This is a genomic window from Cupriavidus pauculus (genome assembly GCF_002858765.1).
GTDB classification, from domain to species: domain Bacteria; phylum Pseudomonadota; class Gammaproteobacteria; order Burkholderiales; family Burkholderiaceae; genus Cupriavidus; species Cupriavidus pauculus_B.
In genome coordinates this window covers 954,457-972,296 of the sequence record NZ_PJRP01000001.1, presented here as the reverse complement: position 1 = coordinate 972,296, position 17,840 = coordinate 954,457, and the positions used below count along the sequence as shown (strand labels likewise).

Below are 17,840 nucleotides of genomic sequence, written 5' to 3'. Positions count from 1 at the left end.
GGGCGAATGCCGCACCGGCCCACTTGCTGCCTACAGGAATGCATCATGTCCGCAAAACACGCAAAAGTGCTGATTCTCGGGTCCGGCCCGGCCGGCTACACCGCCGCCGTCTACGCGGCCCGCGCCAATCTGAACCCGGTTCTGATCACCGGCCTGGCCCAGGGCGGCCAGCTGATGACCACGACCGACGTGGAAAACTGGCCCGCTGACCCTAACGGCGTCCAGGGCCCGGACTTGATGCAGCGCTTCCTGGCGCATGCCGAGCGCTTCAACACCGAAATCATCTTCGATCACATTCATACGGCCAACCTGACCGAGAAGCCGATCCGCCTGATCGGTGACGCCGGCGAGTACACCTGCGACGCGCTGATCATCGCCACCGGCGCCTCGGCACAGTACCTGGGCCTGCCGTCGGAAGAAAGCTTCATGGGCCGCGGCGTGTCCGCCTGCGCCACCTGCGACGGTTTCTTCTACAAGAACCAGGAAGTGGCCGTGATCGGCGGCGGCAACACGGCAGTGGAAGAAGCGCTCTACCTGTCGCATATCGCCAGCAAGGTTACCGTGATCCATCGCCGCGACAAGTTCCGCGCCGAGCCGATCCTGGTGGACCGCCTGCTCCAGCGCGTCAAGGAAGGCCGTGTGGAACTGCGTTACGACCATACGCTCGATGAAGTGCTGGGCGACCAGTCCGGCGTGACCGGCCTGCGCATCCGCAGCACCAAGGACGCGTCGAAGACCGAGGATCTCAAGCTCTCGGGCCTGTTCGTGGCCATCGGCCACAAGCCGAACACTGACCTGTTCGTGGACCAGCTGGAAATGAAAAACGGCTACATCGTCACCAAGAGCGGCCTGTCGGGCGATGCCACGGCCACCAGCATCCCGGGCGTGTTCGCGGCTGGCGACGTGCAGGACCACGTCTACCGCCAGGCCATCACCAGCGCCGGCACGGGCTGCATGGCCGCGCTGGACGCCCAGCGCTATGTGGAAGCACTGAAGTAATTTCCCGCAGGGCGGCCGCTGGCCAGCCCTGGCGCGAAGTCCACGGGGACGCCCGCCTTGCAGCGGCCGTCCCCGTTTTCCTTATAATCGGTGCCGAGCTTTTCGAGATTCCGCTATGTCGCACGGCGCAAAAAACCCTCCTCCCAAGCGATTCGGCCTGCACGATCTGGCTGCGCTACGTGATGACCTCAAGGCCGACGCCGAACGCCGCGAGGCGGATCGGCTCGCCGCCGAGGCCGCCGCCCGGCGTGCCGAGGAAGAGGCCAATGTCTTCCGGTCCAGTATCGGCTCGGTCAGTTCCCTGCGTGACCGCAACCGTGTGCAGCACGCCGCCAAGGCGCCGGCGCCGATCCCTGTACAGACCCAGCTCAACGACAAGGCAGTGCTGGACGCGTCGCTGTCCGACGAGTTCGATGTCGAGAACCTGCTCGATATCGACGAAACCATGTCGTTTCGCCGGCCCGGCATCGGCGAGGATGTGATCAAGAAACTGCGCCGTGGCGAGTGGGTGCCGCAAGACAAGGTGGACCTGCACGGCCTGCGCAGCGAGGAAGCCCGCGAAGCGCTGGCGAATTTCCTGCGTCGTTCGGTGCGCAACGGCGTGCGTTGCGTGCGCGTGATCCACGGCAAGGGCATCGGCTCGCCGGACAAGCTGCCCGTACTCAAGGGCAAGGTCCGCAGCTGGCTGGTGCAGAAGGAAGAAGTGATCGCTTTCGTCCAGGCCCGCGAGTCGCAAGGCGGCGCGGGCGCCCTGATGGTACTGCTGCGCCAGCCGCGTCCCTGACGCGCCGCCAGCCCTCTCCACGCCCCTATGCACCTTCACCTGCCGTTCGATCTGCTGATGGGGCGGCTGCCCCTGATTCTCCATGTCATGGAGATTACCGGGGTACTGGCGTTCGCCGTATCGGGCGTGGTGGATGCCCGCAAGCAGCGGCTGGACGCCGTGGGCACGTTCATCGTCGCCTTTGCCACGGCCTTTGGCGGCGGCACCGTGCGCGACGTGCTGCTGGACCGGCGGCCGTTCTACTGGGTCGAGCACGAATACTACGTGCTGCTGATCTTTGCGATGTCGATTGGTGCGGCGATGGTGTTCCGAGTGGTCAGCACAGTGGCGTCGGATCGCGCGATGCTGGTGGCGGACGCCATCGGCTTGGGGCTGTTCTCAGTCACGGGCACGTCGCTGGCGCTGGTGGCGCAGATGACCCCGACCGTGGCCGTGATGATGGGCATCATCTCCGCCGTGTTCGGCGGCGTGCTACGCGACGTGCTGTGCAACGAAGTGCCGATGATCCTGCGCGACCGCTCACCGTACGCCACGTGTTCGTTCGTGGGCTGCTGGGTATACGTGGGGCTTACGTGGCTGCGCGCGGACCAGGAAGTGGCGCTGCTGTCAGGCGCGCTGGTGACGATGGGGATGCGGCTGCTGTCGGTCCAGTTCGGATGGAAGCTGCCAAGCTGAACGTATCGACGTGAACGCATAAACAGAAAGGCCGGCAAAGCCGGCCTTTCTGTTTATGCACAAGTCCGCTCAGACTGCCGCTTCGTCCTGCTCGCCGGTACGAATGCGGATCACGCGTTCGATTTCGGTCACGAAGATCTTGCCGTCGCCAATCTTGCCCGTGTGGGCGGCCTTGACGATGGAATCGAGCACGGTGTCCAGCTGGTTCTCAGCCACCACCACCTCGATCTTGATCTTCGGCAGGAAGTCGACCACATACTCGGCGCCGCGGTACAGCTCGGTATGACCTTTCTGGCGGCCAAACCCCTTTACCTCGGTCACCGTCAGACCGGTCACGCCCACGTCGGCCAGTGCTTCGCGCACTTCGTCGAGCTTGAACGGTTTGATGATGGCGGTAATCTGCTTCATGGCTGGCCTCTGTCTCTAAAGGTGTCGGAAGATGTCAGATTCTAGCCCGAAACACCACACGCCGATTGCGGGACGGCCCACATTGCCCGCAATCGGCATGCCAGTCACCGTGAGAATCAGCCCACCTGGTCCGGAATCCGGGCCAGATCGCGCACCCAGACTGCCGACTCGCCGTCGCTGGGCGCCCGCCAGTCGCCGCGCGGCGACAGCGACCCGCCCGACCCAACCTTGGGCGCGTTCGGGATGCACGAGCGCTTGAACTGGCTGGTCCGGAAGAACCGGTCGACGAATATCCCGAGGATGCGCTTGATTTCCGGCAGTTGATAGCTGTTACGGGCCACATGGGGGCCGTTCGGCCACGTGCCGCGTGCCACGTCTCCCCAGGCGTGCAACGCCAGGAACGCGACCTTGGATGGCGCATAGCCATAGCGCAACGTGTAGTACAGGTTGAAATCCTGCAGTTCGTAGGGCCCGATGATCTGCTCGGTCTTCTGGCCGGGCGCCTCGTCCTGACCGTTGGCGGCGGGCCCGCTCGGCACCAGTTCGGGGCTGATATCGGTGTCCAGCACCGCCAGCAGCACGTCTTCGCCGCCCTTGCCGATCTGGCTGGTTTCGGCCACCCAACGCACCAGGTGGCTGATCAGCGTCTTGGGCACGCTGGCGTTGACGTTGTAATGGGACATGTGGTCGCCCACCCCATAGGTGCACCAGCCCAGCGCCAGTTCGCTGAGGTCGCCGGTGCCGATCACGATGGCGCCATTGTGGTTGGCCAGCCGGAACAGGTGGTTGGTGCGCTCGCCGGCCTGCACGTTCTCGAACGTGACGTCATAGACCGGCTCGCCGCGCGCATACGGGTGATCCAGGTCCTTCAGCATGGCCAGGCAGCTTGGCCGGATATCGATTTCGCGCGCCGTGCAGCCCACGGCCTGCATCAGTTCGCGCGCCTGCTTCAGCGTGCGGTCGCTGGTGGCGAACCCCGGCATCGTATAGGCCAGGATATTGGCGCGCGGCAGGCCCAGGCGATCCATCGCCTTGGCGCAGACCAGCAGCGCATGGGTGGAATCCAGGCCGCCCGACACCCCGATCACCACCTTCTGGATCCGGCTCGACGACAGCCGCTGCACCAGCGCCTGCACCTGGATGTTGTAGACCTCCATGCAGCGCTCGTCGCGGCGGCGCGGGTCGGCCGGCACATACGGGAAGCGCTCGACCTTGCGTTCCAGCGGCAGCGCCTGCGTGGTCGGCAGTTCCATCTGGAAAGCCACCACGTCGAACTCTTCGACCTCTTCCTTGTGCCGGCGCACCGTTTGGCCGAACGACGTCTGGTGCATGCGTTCGCGCGACAGCCGCTCCAGATCGATATCGGCGAACAGCAGGTGCGAGGTATCGGCAAAACGCGCCGATTCGCCCAGTAACTCGCCGTTTTCGTAGATCAGCGCCTGGCCGTCCCAGGCCAGGTCGGTGGTGGATTCGCCCTTGCCGGCCGACGTGTAGAGATAGGCCGCCAGGCAACGCGCCGACTGCTGCGACACCAGCTGATGGCGGTAACCAGACTTGCCGACCACGATATTCGACGCCGACAGGTTCACCAGTACCGTGGCGCCGGCCAGCGCCGCGAACGAAGACGGCGGAATCGGCACCCAGACGTCCTCGCAGATTTCAGCGTGGAAGCGGAAGAACGGGATGTTCTCGATCTCGAACAGCAGGTTGGCCCCGAACGGCACGTCGGCGCCAAGCAGCGACACCGTGTCGACGGCCGCGCAGTCGGCACTGCTGAACTGGCGTGCCTCGTAGAACTCCCAGTAGTTCGGCAGGTAGGTCTTCGGCACCACGCCCTGCACCACGCCGTTGGCCACGACCACGGCGCAATTGAACAGCTGATGCTCCACCAGCACCGGCATGCCGACGATCATGGCCGCGCGGATGCCGGCCGAAGCCTCGACGATCGCCTGCAGCGCCAGTTCGCACTCACGCAGCAGCGCGCGCTGGTGAAACAGGTCGTCGCAGGTGTAGGCCGGCAGGCCGAGTTCGGGAAACGCCACCAGCACGGCGCCGCCGTCGGCGGCCTGGCGGGCCAGGGCAATGGTCTGTTCGGCGTTGTAGGCGGGATCGGCCACGCGGCACTCGGGCACGCCAACGGCCACACGCGCAAAGCCGTGGGAATAGAGGTTGTAGAAGGGGTGCGTGGGGAGCGTCATGTCTGGGCCCGTACCGGGAAGGCACGTCGGGGGAGTGGACATCGGAAAACGGATATGCGCATTCTACGACGCCCTGTGGCAGGCCGTCGTCCGCGTCACGCTGACGACGCCTGCAGCACAATTTCAATTCCGGTAGACTCGCCCCGCACCCAAGCCAACCCGTTCATGAGTGATTCGCGCCCCAACTACCGCACGGAAATCGTGCTGGACCTTGCCGAGATCGACGCCGCCGACTGGGACGCGCTGCTGGCCGCACAGGCCGAACCCACGCCGTTCCTGCGCCACGCCTTCCTGCACGCCATGCACGCCAGCGGCAGCGCCACCGACGACACCGGCTGGTCGCCCCGCTTCCTGACGCTCTGGGTGCCCGACGGCAAGGGCCCGGGCCGCGACCGGCTGGCTGCCGCCATGCCGCTCTACGCCAAGTCCCACTCGTATGGCGAGTACGTCTTCGACTGGGCCTGGGCCGACGCCTATCGGCAACACGGACTCGACTACTACCCCAAGTGGCTGGCGGCGGTGCCGTTCACGCCGGTGCGCGGTGCACGCATGCTGGCCGAGGACGACCTGGCGCGCAGGGTGCTGCTGCGGTTCGCGCTGGCGCTGGCCGAGGAAAGCCAGATGTCGTCGCTGCACATCCTGTTTCCGTCCGACCACGAGGCCGACCTGATGCAGGAGGCCGGCATGATGATGCGCCACGGCGTGCAGTTCCACTGGACCAATCCCGGCTACGCCGACTTCGACGCTTTCCTGACCACGCTGTCACAGAAGAAGCGCAAGAACATCCGCGCCGAACGCCGGCACGTGGCCGAAGCCGGTATCACGTTTCGCCAGTTGCGCGGCGCGGAAATCGACGACGTAGCCTGGAAGTTCTTCAACCGCTGCTACCGGCAGACGTACCGCGAGCATCATTCCACGCCCTACCTGAACCTGGATTTCTTCCGGCGCATTGGCGAGGCGATGCCAGAAAACCTGCTGCTCGTGATTGCCACGCGCGACGGCGTGGACATCGCCAGTTCACTGCTGGTCTACGATGCCGATCCCGCGGTCAGCACGCTGTATGGCCGCTACTGGGGCGCGCTGGAACACCACCCGTGCCTGCACTTCGAGACGGCCTACTACCAGCCGCTGGAGTTCTGCATCGCCGAGGGCATCGGCACGTTCGAGGGTGGCGCGCAAGGCGAGCACAAGATGGCGCGCGGCTTCCTGCCCGTGGCCACCCGTTCGGCGCACTGGCTGGCGCATCCGTCCTTTGCCGACGCCGTCGAACGCTTCCTGGAACGTGAGCGCCAGGGCATGGATGCCTACCTGGACGAGCTGAACGACCGCAACCCGTTCGCGCGGCCGGCTGGCGGCGGCTGAAGCGCCGCCCCAGCCCCCGGGGTGCCTATTTCCGGCGCGGCAGCATCCGCCGCAACGTGTTGTCGCCCAGCATGTAGTGGTGGAACAGCGCAGCCATCGCATGCAGGCCGATCACCAGATAGAAGGCGTTGCCAACCGTCTCGTGGATCTCGCCCAGCAAGTCCTTGAGCGCCGCGTCGCGCGCGATCAGCGACGGCAGGTCGATACCGAGGCCGGGCACCGTCAGCGCATGTCCGCCCGCATTTATCATCAGGACGCCAAGGATCGGCTGCGCCAGCAGGAACAGGTACAGCAGGCCATGCACGGCCGCGCCGGCCAGTTGGCCCAAGCGCCCATAGGGTTCCGGCGCCGGGGCGCCGCGTACCGCACGCCAGATCAGGCGCGGAACGATCAGCGCCAGGACCAGCACGCCCGCCCACTCGTGGACGTCCATGACAACCATGCGCGCGGTGGTGCCCTTGCCGGTAAAGCCGCGCAGTTCGATCGCGGCGTACGCCACGGCCACCAGCACGAACATCAGCCAGTGAAACGCAATAGCCACGGCGTCATGGCGCGCGAATGGAGCCGCTTCAAGCGCGGCTGCTGTGCCTTTGTGAGCAGGCATCGGTACTCCATTTCTTGTGGGGAATGGCCGGAAGCTTAGCCCTGGGGTCCGGCATCTGGCCTTGCCGCCGATCATCACCCCCAACAAAAAACCCCGCCATCGGGCGGGGTTTTCCTCGGCCATCGGCCAGCGACGCGATTACTTCTTGAAGTTCGCCACGCCGTCGGTGATTTCCTTGTGGGCTTCCTCGATGCCGGCCCAGCCTTCGACCTTGACCCACTTGCCTGCTTCGAGTGCCTTGTAGTGCTCAAAGAAGTGCTTGATCTGGTCGAGCGTATTTTGCGCCACGTCCGACAGGCCCTTGATGTGGGCGGTGGCGGGGCTCAGCTTGTCCACCGGCACGGCCACCAGCTTGGCGTCCACGCCCGACTCGTCGGTCATCTTCAGCATGCCCAGGGCGCGGCAGCGCACGACGGCACCGGCCAGGATCGGGAAGGGGGTCAGCACCAGCACGTCCACCGGGTCGCCGTCGCCCGACAGCGTCTGCGGGATGAAGCCGTAGTTGGCCGGGTAGCGCATGCCCGTGCCAATGAAACGGTCCACGAACAGCAGGCCGGTTTCCTTGTCGGCCTCGTACTTCACCGGATCGCTTTGCGCGGAGATCTCGATGATGACGTTGAAATCGTTGGGAAGGTCCTTGCCCGGGGAGACGAGGTTGAAGCTCATGCGAGTTCTCCGAATACCTGTGGAATGGGATGGGCGGCATTATAGCGGGTCGGCCCTGACCGCAGCCTGACAGCCGCCGCAGCGACATGTGACGTGTAATGCCTTGCGTGCCCGGCGCGGTGCGCGATAATGCGGCATTCCCGATTTCAGCATTTGCTCCATAACCGGAGCCTTGGAGACCTGCATGCATGCCCAGCATTTCGTCGCCAATCGCCTGATCGCCCCCGATTCCGGCCTGCGCATCAAGGTGTTCGACCCGTCCAGCGGCGAGCCGTTCGCCGAGATCGCGCGCGGCAATGCCACCGATATCAGCGTGGCCGTGCGCGCCGCCCGCCAGGCCTTCGAGGGCGAATGGGGCGTGATGAACCCGGCCGACCGCGTGCGCCTACTGAACCGCCTGGCGTTCAAGCTGATCGAGCACGAAGACGAACTGACCGCGCTGGAGGCGCGCGACACCGGCAAGCCGCTGCGTCAGGCCCGCGCCGATGCCCGCGCGGTGGCCCGCTATTTCGAGTTCTACGCCGGCGCGGCCGACAAGCTGCACGGCGAGACCATTCCCTACACCACCGGCTACACGGTACTCACCGTGCGTGAACCGCATGGCGTGACCGGCCACATCATCCCGTGGAACTACCCGCTGCAGATCTTTGGCCGTAGCGTGGGCGCGGCGCTGGCCACCGGCAATGCCTGCGTGGTCAAACCGGCCGAGGACGCCTGCCTGTCGATCCTGCGCGTGGCCGAACTGGCCGCCGAAGCGGGGCTGCCGGAAGGCGCGCTGAACATCGTCACTGGCTACGGCCACGAGGCCGGCGCGGCGCTGGCCCGTCATCCGGGCATCAACCATATTTCGTTCACGGGGTCGCCGCAGACCGGCAAGCTCGTATCGCAACTGGCGTCCGAGAACCACGTGCCGGTGACGCTGGAACTGGGTGGCAAGTCGCCGCAGGTGGTCTTTGCCGATGCCGACCTGGACGCGCTCCTGCCCGTGGTGGTCAACGGCATCGTGCAGAATGCGGGCCAGACCTGCTCGGCCGGCAGCCGCCTGCTGGTGGAGCGGCCCGTCTACGAGGCCCTGCTCGACCGCCTGTCCGGCGTGTTCGAGGCGCTGCGCGTCGGCCCGTCGGAACTTGATCTCGAATGCGGCCCGCTGATCAGCCGCAAGCAGCAGCAACGCGTATGGGACTTCGTGTCCGATGCCCAGCACGCCGGCATCTCGGTGATGGCGCAGGGCCAGATCGTGGGCGATGCGCCGGAGTCCGGCTTCTACCAGGTGCCGATGCTGTTCCGCGACGTGCCCGACACGCACCGGCTGGCCCAGGAAGAAGTCTTCGGCCCGCTGCTGGCCGCCATGCCGTTCGATACCGAGGACGAGGCCATCCGCCTGGCCAACGGCACCGCGTACGGGCTGGTGGCCGGTGTCTGGACGCGCGACGGCGGCCGCCAGATGCGGCTGGCGCGCAAGCTGCGGGCCGGCCAGGTCTTCATCAACAACTATGGCGCCGGCGGCGGCGTCGAGCTGCCGTTCGGCGGCACAGGCCAGTCGGGCTATGGCCGCGAGAAGGGCTTCGAGGCCCTGTACGGATTCACCACTCTGAAAACCATCGCCATTCAACATGGGTAGCATCAACTTTCTATCGGTCACGTTCGCCATCTTCTTTTTCTGGATGGCCTGGCACGTGCGCAACAAGCGCGCCACCAATCCGTCCGGCATGCCCCGCCTGCAGGTATTCAAGCGCAAGTGGGGCGACACCGTAGGCGACCGCGTCCACTGGTGCCTCTACGTGGCCCTGCCCTTCCTGCTGGGCATCATGATGGTGGCCAACGCCCTGCAGAACAAAGGCCCCTTCCACTGATTCGATAATTCCGATGTTCCGCCCGTAGTGCGGCAACAGACCGCGCCGGGCTTCACCAACTGGAGACAAGGCAATGACCAGACTGGCTGGCAAGGTAGCGGTAGTGACGGGCGGCGGCTCGGGCTTTGGGGAAGGCATCGCTCATACGTTCGCGCGGGAAGGTGCAAGCGTGATGGTGGCCGACCTGAACCTCGACGCTGCCCATCGCGTGGCCGCGGCCATTCGTGACGCGGGCGGCAAGGCGGACGCGGTACGCGCCGACGTATCGCAGGGCGACGACGTGGCCGCGATGCGCGATGCCACGCTGACCGCCTTCGGCGACGTCCACTGCGTGGTCAACAACGCCGGCACCACCCATCGCAACAAGCCGATCCTGGAAGTCACCGAGGAAGAGTTCGACCGCGTCTACGCGGTCAACGTGAAGAGCATCTACTGGTCGGCGCACCACTTCATCCCGCACTTCCGCCAGCGTGGCGGCGGCAACTTCGTCAACGTGGCCTCGACGGCAGGCATCCGCCCGCGCCCCGGGCTGGTCTGGTACAACGGCAGCAAGGGCGCCGTCATCGTGGCCAGCAAGGCCATGGCCGCCGAACTGGGCCCCGACAATATCCGCGTTAACTGTGTGAATCCGGTGATCGGTGCCACGGGCCTGCTGGAGCAGTTCATGGGCGTACCCGATACCCCCGAGAACCGCGCCAGGTTTCTGGCGACCATCCCCATGGGGCGCATGTCCACACCGCGGGATGTGGCCAACGCCTGCCTGTACCTGGCATCGGACGACGCCAGCTTCATCACCGGCACCTGCATCGAGGTGGATGGCGGGCGCTGCGTCTAGCCCGCCGATCCCTCGCCGATTTGCTTTCCAACCCGCGGTAACGTCGTACTACTACAAGACCCAATGAGGAGACACCGATGACAACCACCGCAGTCAATACCGGCGCGCGCGACGCCGGCTTCGAGGACGCTACCTACCGCAAGGTCACTTGGCGCCTGGTGCCGTTCCTGCTGCTCTGCTACGTCGTGGCGTATCTGGACCGCGTCAACGTGGGCTTTGCCAAGCTGCAGATGCTCAACGACCTGCAGTTCAGCGAAACCATCTACGGGCTGGGCGCCGGCATCTTCTTCATCGGCTACTTCCTGTTCGAGGTGCCGAGCAACGTGATCCTGCACAAGGTGGGCGCGCGCATCTGGATCGCCCGGATCATGATCACGTGGGGCCTGATTTCGGCGGCCATGATGTTCGTCACCACGCCGACGATGTTCTACGTGCTGCGCTTCCTGCTGGGCATCGCCGAAGCCGGCTTCTTCCCGGGCATCATCCTGTACCTGACCTACTGGTATCCCGCCAGCCGGCGCGGGCGCACCACCACGTTCTTCATGACGGCCATCGCGCTGTCGGGCGTGATCGGCGGGCCGCTGTCGGGCTGGATCATGCAGTCATTCGACGGCCACAACGGCTGGGCCGGCTGGCAATGGATGTTCCTGGTGGAAGGCATCCCGTCGATCCTGGTCGGTATCTGGGTGCTGCTGTACCTGGACGACCGCATCGTCCACGCCAAGTGGCTGAACGACGATGAAAAGACACTGCTCCAACGCAATATCGCGGCCGAGGACCAGCACAAGGAAGATCCGCCCATCACGCAGGTATTGTCGAGCCCCCGCGTCTGGCTGATGAGCGCGATCTACTTCAGCTTCGTGATGGGCCTGTACGGTGTGAGTTTCTGGCTGCCGACGATCATCAAGCAGACCGGCGTGAAGGGGGCACTCGACGTGGGCCTGCTCACCGCCATTCCGTACGGCTGCGCCGTGGTCGGCATGATCCTGTTCGCGCAGAGCGCCGACCGCCGGGGCGAGCGCCGCTGGCACATCGCCGTGCCGGCCCTGCTCGGCGCACTGGGTCTGGTGCTGTCGGTGCAGTGGCATGGCGATACCACGATGGCCATGGTGGCGCTGACGCTGGCCACCATCGGCATCCTGACCACGCTGCCGCTGTTCTGGAGCCTGCCGACGGCTTTCCTGGCCGGCACGGGCGCCGCCGCGGGCATTGCACTGATTAATTCGCTGGGGAACCTGGCGGGCTTTATCAGCCCCTACGCGGTGGGCTGGCTCAAGGACATGACCCACAGCACCGACTCGGGCATGTACCTGCTGGCCGCCTGCATGGTGGTGGGCGCGGCACTGGCGCTGTCGGTTCCGGCGAAGATGGTGAATCCAAAGAGAGATTGATTGGAAGTTGGGGGGCTCCCCTCTCCCGCAAGGCGGGAGAGGGGAGCAAACACAGGGCGATACCAGCTTACGCCTCGCCCAGCATCTGCGCCACTGACGATGCCGTATCAGCGGCCTTTTCGCCGATCAGTTGCTGCAGCGTGCGCAGCAGTTCGTCTTCGTTGAACGGCTTGCCCAGGTAGACGTTCACGCCGATCTCCGCCGCATAGCGGCGATGCTTCTCCGCCGTGCGCGACGTGATCATGACCAGCGGCATGTGGTGGGTGCGCGCATCGGCCCGCACGTTCCGCGTCAGGTCAAAGCCGTCCATGTTCGGCATCTCGATGTCGACGAGCATCGCGTCGGGCATCACTTCCTGCAACTGACGCAGCGCATCCACACCATCGCGAGCCAGCACCACCTGGTAGCCGGCACGCGTCAGCAGACGCTGGCTGGCCTTGCGCACGGTCAGCGAATCGTCCACCACCATCACGGTCGGCTGCGTCATCAACCCCTGCACGGGCACTGCCGCGCCGGCGCCGATGAACTCGGCCACCGCGCCAGTCTGGCCGGCATGTTGCGGCGCGGCCAGCATCGGCGTGGCCGGCGCCGTGGCGCCGCGCTCGCGCACCCAGCGCTGGGCCAGCACCACCGGGTTGTAGATCAGCACGATCTCGCCATCGCCCAGCGTGGTCGCACCGGCAATGCCTTCCATACGCGCCAGATGCGGGCCGATGTGCTTCACCACCACTTCGCGGTTGCCTAGCACGTCGTCCACATGCACGGCCACGCGTTCGGCACCGGAGCGCAACACAACCACCGGCGAATACTTGCGGCTCGACGCCATCGCGGCGGTTTCCTCAAGCAGCGCACCGAAATAGAAGAACGGCACCTCGATACCGGCGGCGGTGAAGCGGCCAGCGTTGTAGGCCTCCACCAGCGGCTTCTCGCGCAACTGGTGGACCTGGTCGATCATGCCGCTCGGCATGGCGAACAGGCGGCCGCCCAGCGACACCAGCAGCACCTGCGTGATCGCCGTCGTCAGCGGCAGGTGCACCGTGAAGCTGGTGCCACGACCGGTCTCGGTCGACAGCGTGATACGGCCGCCCAGCGCCACCGTTTCGGCACGCACCACGTCCATCCCCACGCCACGGCCCGCCAGTTCGGACACCGCGTCGGCGGTCGAGAAGCCCGGCGCAAAGATCATTTCGGTCAGACGGGCGTCGCTGGCGTCCTCGTCGGGCGCCATCAGCTGGCGCGCCACGGCATGCTCGCGAATGCGCTGCAGGTTCAGGCCGCTGCCGTCGTCGAAGAACGTCAGCACCACTTCGTTGCCTTCCTGCTGCACTTCCAGCGTCAGCGCGCCGGTGGTCGACTTGCCCGCCGCACGGCGCGCGTCGGCCGGCTCGATGCCATGCACCACGGCGTTGCGGATCAGATGCTCGATCGGCCCGGCCATGCGGTCCAGCACCGAGCGGTCGATTTCCACGGTGCCACCCTTGATCAGCAGGCGCACTTCCTTGCCGGTCTCGGTGGCCGACTGGCGTGCCACGCGATACAGGCGTTCGGCCAGCGCATCAAACTGCACCATGCGCGCCTGCATCAGGCCGCGCTGCAGGCCACGCGTCAGCCGCGCCTGTGCGGCCAGGTCGCCCGACGCGCGGTCAAAGCCGCGCTGCAAGTTCTGCTCCACGGTGGCCACGTCGTTCACCGACTCGGCCATCATGCGCGTCAGTTCCTGGAAGCGCGTGAAGCGGTCGAACTCCAGCGGATCGAATTCCTGGTTGTGCTGCTGGTCGGCGATCCGCGATGCCATCTGCGTTTCAGCCTGGATTTCGATCTCGCGCAGCTGCATGCGCAGACGGGCGACGTTGTCGTTCAGTTCGCCCAAGTAGCTGCGCAGCGCCTCGAGTTCGCTGTCCAGGCGCGCGCGCGTGGCGCTCACTTCGCCGGCGTCGTTGATCAGCGTGTCCAGCGCGCGAGCCTGCACGCGTACCAAGGCGCGCTGGCGATCGGCGTCGCTCGGCAAGGCGGCCTGGCTGGCCGGCATCAGCGGCGTCACCGGCACGATCGCGTGCTGCGGCATGGCCGGCGCCGAAGCATCCAGCGCCTCCGCCGGTGCCGCCAGCGTGGCAGGGCCGGCAGGCGCAGCCACCAGGCCGTTGACCACATCGGCATCGTCCACCGGCAGCAGACGGCCGTTCTGCAGCGCGTCCACGTGCGCCAGGATGCGGTCGTACCACGCGTACAGCTTGCCGAACAGGTCCGGCGACACGCGCTGGCCGCGCACGCTGGCTTCCAGCAGCGTTTCCATTTCGTGGGCCGCCTGGCCCAGCGCCATGGCGCCGGCCATGCGCGCGCTGCCCTTCAGCGTGTGCAAGCCGCGCAGGATCAGGCCGCCGTGCTGCGCATCGTCGGGCGAGGCTTCCCACGAGCGCACCAGCTTGCCAAGATCGGGCAGCGCGCCGTGGGCTTCCTCCAGGAAAATCTCAACCAGCGCCGGGTCCAGCGCCGAAGTGTCGGTCGAGGTGTCCTCGGGCAGCGTTTCAGGCGAATCCGGCGTGACGTGCGCCACGGCGATCGAGTCGTGGCGCGGCGCGGTCGGCAGCGCGATCACCACGGCGTCCTGCACCGGCGTGACGGGCGTCAGTACCGGGCCCGCCGGCGCCGACACCGGCGGCAGCGACGTGATCGGCGTCAGCTTCACGGGCGGCAATTCCGCCACGGGCGCCTGCGCGTGAGCGTCGATCTCGGGCAGCGGCTGCGGCGTCGTCGGGTTCTGACCGAACAATTGCGATACCGAGCCTTCCTGGCCGGTGGACTGGGCCGCCGGCAGCGCGGCGCGCGGACGCACCAGCGCACGCTCGCCAAAGTCGTTCAGGTCGCGGCACAGCGGCGCATCGGCATCGGGCCAGATGCCGGCGGCAAACTGGTGCAGCATCGCGCGCAGTCGGTCGACGGCCATGTCCAGCAGGCGGAAGTCGGCCGGATGCATGACCACCGGATGGCGGCCAAGCAGCAACAGCAGATGTTCGAGCGCCTCGGCAATCTCGCGCACCGGCTCCAGGCCCACCGTCGACGCGCTGCCTTGCAGCGTGTGCGCCACGCGCAGGGCCAGCTCGCTCGGGCACGGATGATTCTCGTGCCGCCACTCGGACAGGTCCGTGGCGAACTGGCGCAGCAGGTCGTCGGCCTCCTGCAAGTAGACGTTGTACAGCGCCAGACCGATGCGAACCGGGCCAATGACCTTGTAGCCCTCGTCATCGTCGGCCAGGCCGCCGGACAGGCGGAACGGCAGCACGTTGTCGTCGGTGCCAGCCTGGTCGGCAGTATCGGCGGTGGCGGTCGGCAGACCCACCGGTTCGGCGGCAGACAACCGGGTGCCCACCGATGCCAGCGGCGCGGACGCCTGGGCCAGCAGCGCATCAAGCGAATCGATCGGGTCGGCTTCGGCGTCGCCGGTTGCCATGCCGCCCGGCTCGCGCAGCGCCTGCGCAGCGTCCACCAGCGGGGCGATGTCACGCAGCGTCGACGGATCCTCAAGCAGGGCCAGCGCCCATTCGCGCAGCTGATCGTGCGCCTGTTGCAGCAGGGCAGGCAGTTCGGGCACCGACTCGCGCGCCTCGGCAATCCACAGGTTCATTACCTGTTCGACGGCCCAGGCCGCTTCGCCGTAGCGGTTCAGGCCGACCATGCGGCTCGATCCCTTGAGCGTGTGGAAGGCACGGCGCAGGCGGCTCAGCACGTCGGCATCGCGCAGGGCGTCCATGCCGCCAGCCAGGTCGGTGGCGATATTGCCCAGCACCTCTTCGGCCTCGGCCAGGAAAATTTCTAGCAGTTCGGCGTCGATCGCGGCGGCATCGACCGGCATCGACGCCACGACTGGCGCTGCCGTCACCGGCGCAACGGCGGCGGGCAACGGGTCGGCCAGCGCCACCACCATGCGTTCGGCTGCCGATTCGCTACCGGCCAGCCACGCGTGGAGCTGCGTGGTGGCCTCGCTGGCCTGGCGGCGCAGCGCGGCATCGTCGTCGATGGCAGCCTGATCGGATACCGCCTGCAGCGCGGCACGCAGCCGCTGGATTTCGGGGGAATCGGCGGTGGCGGCCACGCGAATGGCGTCCATCGCGGCACTGCGCGCCACGCCCAGCGCGCCTTGCGGCGCGGCGTCGTGGCGTTGCGTGTGCAGCGCGAACGGATCGTCGCCGGCAGCATCGTTCTGCTTGCGGCCGAATTCGAGCAGGTCGGCAAATGCGTGGACCGCGCCCAGTTCTGCGGCGATATCCGACAACTGGTCGATACGCGCGGTGTGGTCGGTGGTTTCACGCAGCACGCCAAGCCGTTGCAGCACCGAGCGCACCGACGCCAGCGCGGCGTCGGTCTCGTCGTCGATGCCCTCGGGCAGCGCGGCGCTGCCGTGGATGCGTTCGATGGAGGCCAGCAGCGCGCCAAAGGCCTGCGCGGCGTCGTCGAGCGCATTGCCCGCGTCGGCGCGTGCCACATTGCGGTCATAAGTATCGAGCCACGATTCACCGCTATCCAACTGGGCACGCACCTGTGCCACGGCTTCGGTCCGCTGCGCCTGGGCGCCGGCGGACTGCACCAGCTCGGCCAGCCACGCGGGCGCTGCCGCATCGGGGTCGGCCAGGCAGGTGGTCAGTGTCTCGCAGCGCACGGCAAACTCGGCCGCCGATGCATGGCCGGATTTGCCGTGGACGCGCCACGGCATGGCCAGCGCCCGTGCCAGGAACAGCGCCACGCCGCCACGGCCCAGTGCATCGCCCGCCGGCTGCCGGCCCGCGTATGCGGCAGCTGCGGTCAGGCACTGCTGCAGCGCTGGCTGCGCCAGCGGCATGGCGGCCTCGGCCAGCGACGCCAGCGCAAGTTCCCAGCCCGACTGGTCGTCGGCGGCGGCCCGCTCGATGGCGGTGGCCGCATGCTGCAGGTTGCGCGTATCGATCGGATCGAGCCAGCCGTAGTAGCGTTGCCGGTAATCGGCCCGCGCCACCACGTGCGCCGGGTCTACCCGGTACGCCTGCAGGCTGCGTGCGATATCCACGCGCAGCACCTGCACGGCGGCCTGCACCACGGGCGGCGTCGTGTCCTCGGGGCCGTCCGGGGTCAAACCGGTGCTGACCAGCAGGAAGACGGCGTCGTTGAGCAGCGCCTGCGGCACGCGCACCTGACCCTGCAGGTACTGGCGCACCAGCAGGTGGGTACGGGCGGCAAAGCGCTTGGCCAGCAGGTCGGACGGCAACAGGCCGTGGGCCAGCGCGCGGAACACCATGGCCAGCGTGTGCCAGATGCCGCGATCGGGTGTGTCGGTGGTACGGCGCGCGTCCTGTTCGTGGTTGCGCACGTCGTCCAGTGCCGACTGCAGCGGCAGCCAGGCCTCGCGCAGCAGCGAGGTTTCCGTACAGGGCGTGGGCAGGCGCAGCGCCTTCAGCAGTGCGGCCTCGAAGCGCTGGCGCGCACGCGTGACGGCCGACGCCGAGCGCGTGGGTAGCACGATGCCGGGCAGCATCTGCAGCTCTTCCAGCCACAGGTCGGCCGGATGCACTCGATCTTCCTTCAGCAGCGTCAGCGCGGCGGCATAGGGCTGGAACAGGCGCAGCGGGTCTTCCGCGTCGCCCGTCATCAGGTCGTCGACGTATTCGGCCAGTGCCTGCACGCCGGTGCGGAACACCGCCAGCATGGCGGCGTCGGCGGCCACGGTGCCGGCATCGACGGCTTCCAGCAGGCGGCGCAGCGCCTGGCAGTAGGCATCCACCCCGCGCAGGCCGACGATATGCACGGCGCCAGCGGCCTGGTGCAGGTGCTGGCCGGCCAGGCGCAGCGACGTGGTGTCGCGGGCGCCCAGCGCTTCCGGCGTTTGCCGGATTTCGTCGACATAGTGGCCCAGCTCGGTCGCGGCGTCGTCCAGCGCGGTGCGCAGGCTTGGCGCCAGCCAGGCCAGCACCGAGAGGTCGCGCTGCGGGGCAGCCGGAACCCCGGCTGCGGCCGTATCCGGCGTGGCATGCGGTTGCGACGCGGCCGTGGCGGCCTCGTCGCTGGTGAGGATGGAATTCAGGGACATGACCAGTTCC

The 17,840-nt window shown here is 67.0% G+C and carries 13 protein-coding genes; 8 read left to right on the top strand and 5 right to left on the bottom strand.

Features of this window, described 5'->3' with window-relative positions:
• The first annotated feature begins 45 nt into the window (after positions 1-45).
• The 3 genes from trxB to CYJ10_RS04380 all read left to right on the top strand — a co-directional run bounded on the left by trxB (position 46) and on the right by CYJ10_RS04380 (position 2,458).
• Positions 46-999, top strand: coding sequence for a thioredoxin-disulfide reductase (gene trxB / locus CYJ10_RS04390; protein ID WP_101680297.1), 954 nt, complete (start codon positions 46-48; stop codon positions 997-999).
• A 115-nt stretch (positions 1,000-1,114) separates the two neighbouring features.
• Positions 1,115-1,783: a Smr/MutS family protein gene (locus CYJ10_RS04385; RefSeq protein WP_101680296.1), complete on the top strand. Its 669-nt coding sequence runs from the start codon at positions 1,115-1,117 to the stop codon at positions 1,781-1,783.
• A gap of 27 nt (positions 1,784-1,810) precedes the next feature.
• On the top strand, positions 1,811-2,458 hold the full coding sequence (locus CYJ10_RS04380; RefSeq protein WP_101680295.1) for a trimeric intracellular cation channel family protein: 648 nt from the start codon (positions 1,811-1,813) through the stop codon (positions 2,456-2,458).
• A gap of 69 nt (positions 2,459-2,527) precedes the next feature.
• On the opposite strand, the gene glnK is transcribed toward CYJ10_RS04380, so the two are convergent.
• Both glnK and CYJ10_RS04370 read right to left on the bottom strand, forming a co-directional pair.
• Entirely contained in the window at positions 2,528-2,866 is a 339-nt protein-coding gene (gene glnK, locus CYJ10_RS04375; RefSeq protein WP_061957551.1) for a P-II family nitrogen regulator, read from the bottom strand.
• A gap of 116 nt (positions 2,867-2,982) precedes the next feature.
• A complete protein-coding gene (locus tag CYJ10_RS04370; RefSeq protein WP_101680294.1) occupies positions 2,983-5,064 on the bottom strand; it encodes an NAD(+) synthase in 2,082 nt (693 codons plus the stop codon).
• Positions 5,065-5,229: 165 nt separating this feature from the next.
• On the opposite strand from CYJ10_RS04370, the gene CYJ10_RS04365 reads away from it, so the two are divergent.
• Complete coding sequence (locus tag CYJ10_RS04365; protein ID WP_101680293.1) at positions 5,230-6,426, top strand: GNAT family N-acetyltransferase; 1,197 nt, start codon at positions 5,230-5,232, stop codon at positions 6,424-6,426.
• A gap of 25 nt (positions 6,427-6,451) precedes the next feature.
• Here CYJ10_RS04365 and CYJ10_RS04360 read toward each other — a convergent pair whose 3' ends face one another.
• Together CYJ10_RS04360 and ppa are read right to left on the bottom strand one after the other, a co-directional pair.
• Positions 6,452-7,030: a cytochrome b gene (locus CYJ10_RS04360; RefSeq protein WP_101680292.1), complete on the bottom strand. Its 579-nt coding sequence runs from the start codon at positions 7,028-7,030 to the stop codon at positions 6,452-6,454.
• A 138-nt stretch (positions 7,031-7,168) separates the two neighbouring features.
• Positions 7,169-7,696, bottom strand: coding sequence for an inorganic diphosphatase (gene ppa, locus CYJ10_RS04355; RefSeq protein WP_101680291.1), 528 nt, complete (start codon positions 7,694-7,696; stop codon positions 7,169-7,171).
• Positions 7,697-7,880: 184 nt separating this feature from the next.
• Between ppa and CYJ10_RS04350 the strand changes: the two genes are divergently transcribed.
• The 4 genes from CYJ10_RS04350 (at position 7,881) to CYJ10_RS04335 (ending at position 11,775) form a co-directional block, all read left to right on the top strand.
• Positions 7,881-9,317 (top strand): aldehyde dehydrogenase family protein, encoded by a 1,437-nt coding sequence (locus tag CYJ10_RS04350; protein ID WP_101680290.1) that lies wholly within the window; start codon positions 7,881-7,883, stop codon positions 9,315-9,317.
• Positions 9,310-9,549: a hypothetical protein gene (locus CYJ10_RS04345; protein WP_092594942.1), complete on the top strand. Its 240-nt coding sequence runs from the start codon at positions 9,310-9,312 to the stop codon at positions 9,547-9,549. Before CYJ10_RS04350 ends, CYJ10_RS04345 begins: the two co-directional genes overlap by 8 nt.
• A gap of 73 nt (positions 9,550-9,622) precedes the next feature.
• Positions 9,623-10,384 carry an SDR family oxidoreductase gene (locus tag CYJ10_RS04340; RefSeq protein WP_101680289.1) on the top strand — a complete coding sequence of 254 codons (762 nt, stop codon included), beginning with the start codon at positions 9,623-9,625 and terminating at the stop codon, positions 10,382-10,384.
• Positions 10,385-10,461: 77 nt separating this feature from the next.
• The gene (locus CYJ10_RS04335; RefSeq protein ID WP_101680288.1) at positions 10,462-11,775 is read left to right on the top strand and encodes an MFS transporter; all 1,314 of its coding nucleotides are present in this window, start codon (positions 10,462-10,464) and stop codon (positions 11,773-11,775) included.
• Positions 11,776-11,842: 67 nt separating this feature from the next.
• On the opposite strand, the gene CYJ10_RS04330 is transcribed toward CYJ10_RS04335, so the two are convergent.
• Positions 11,843-17,830 (bottom strand): hybrid sensor histidine kinase/response regulator, encoded by a 5,988-nt coding sequence (locus CYJ10_RS04330; RefSeq protein ID WP_101680287.1) that lies wholly within the window; start codon positions 17,828-17,830, stop codon positions 11,843-11,845.
• Between the last annotated feature and the right edge of the window lie 10 nt (positions 17,831-17,840).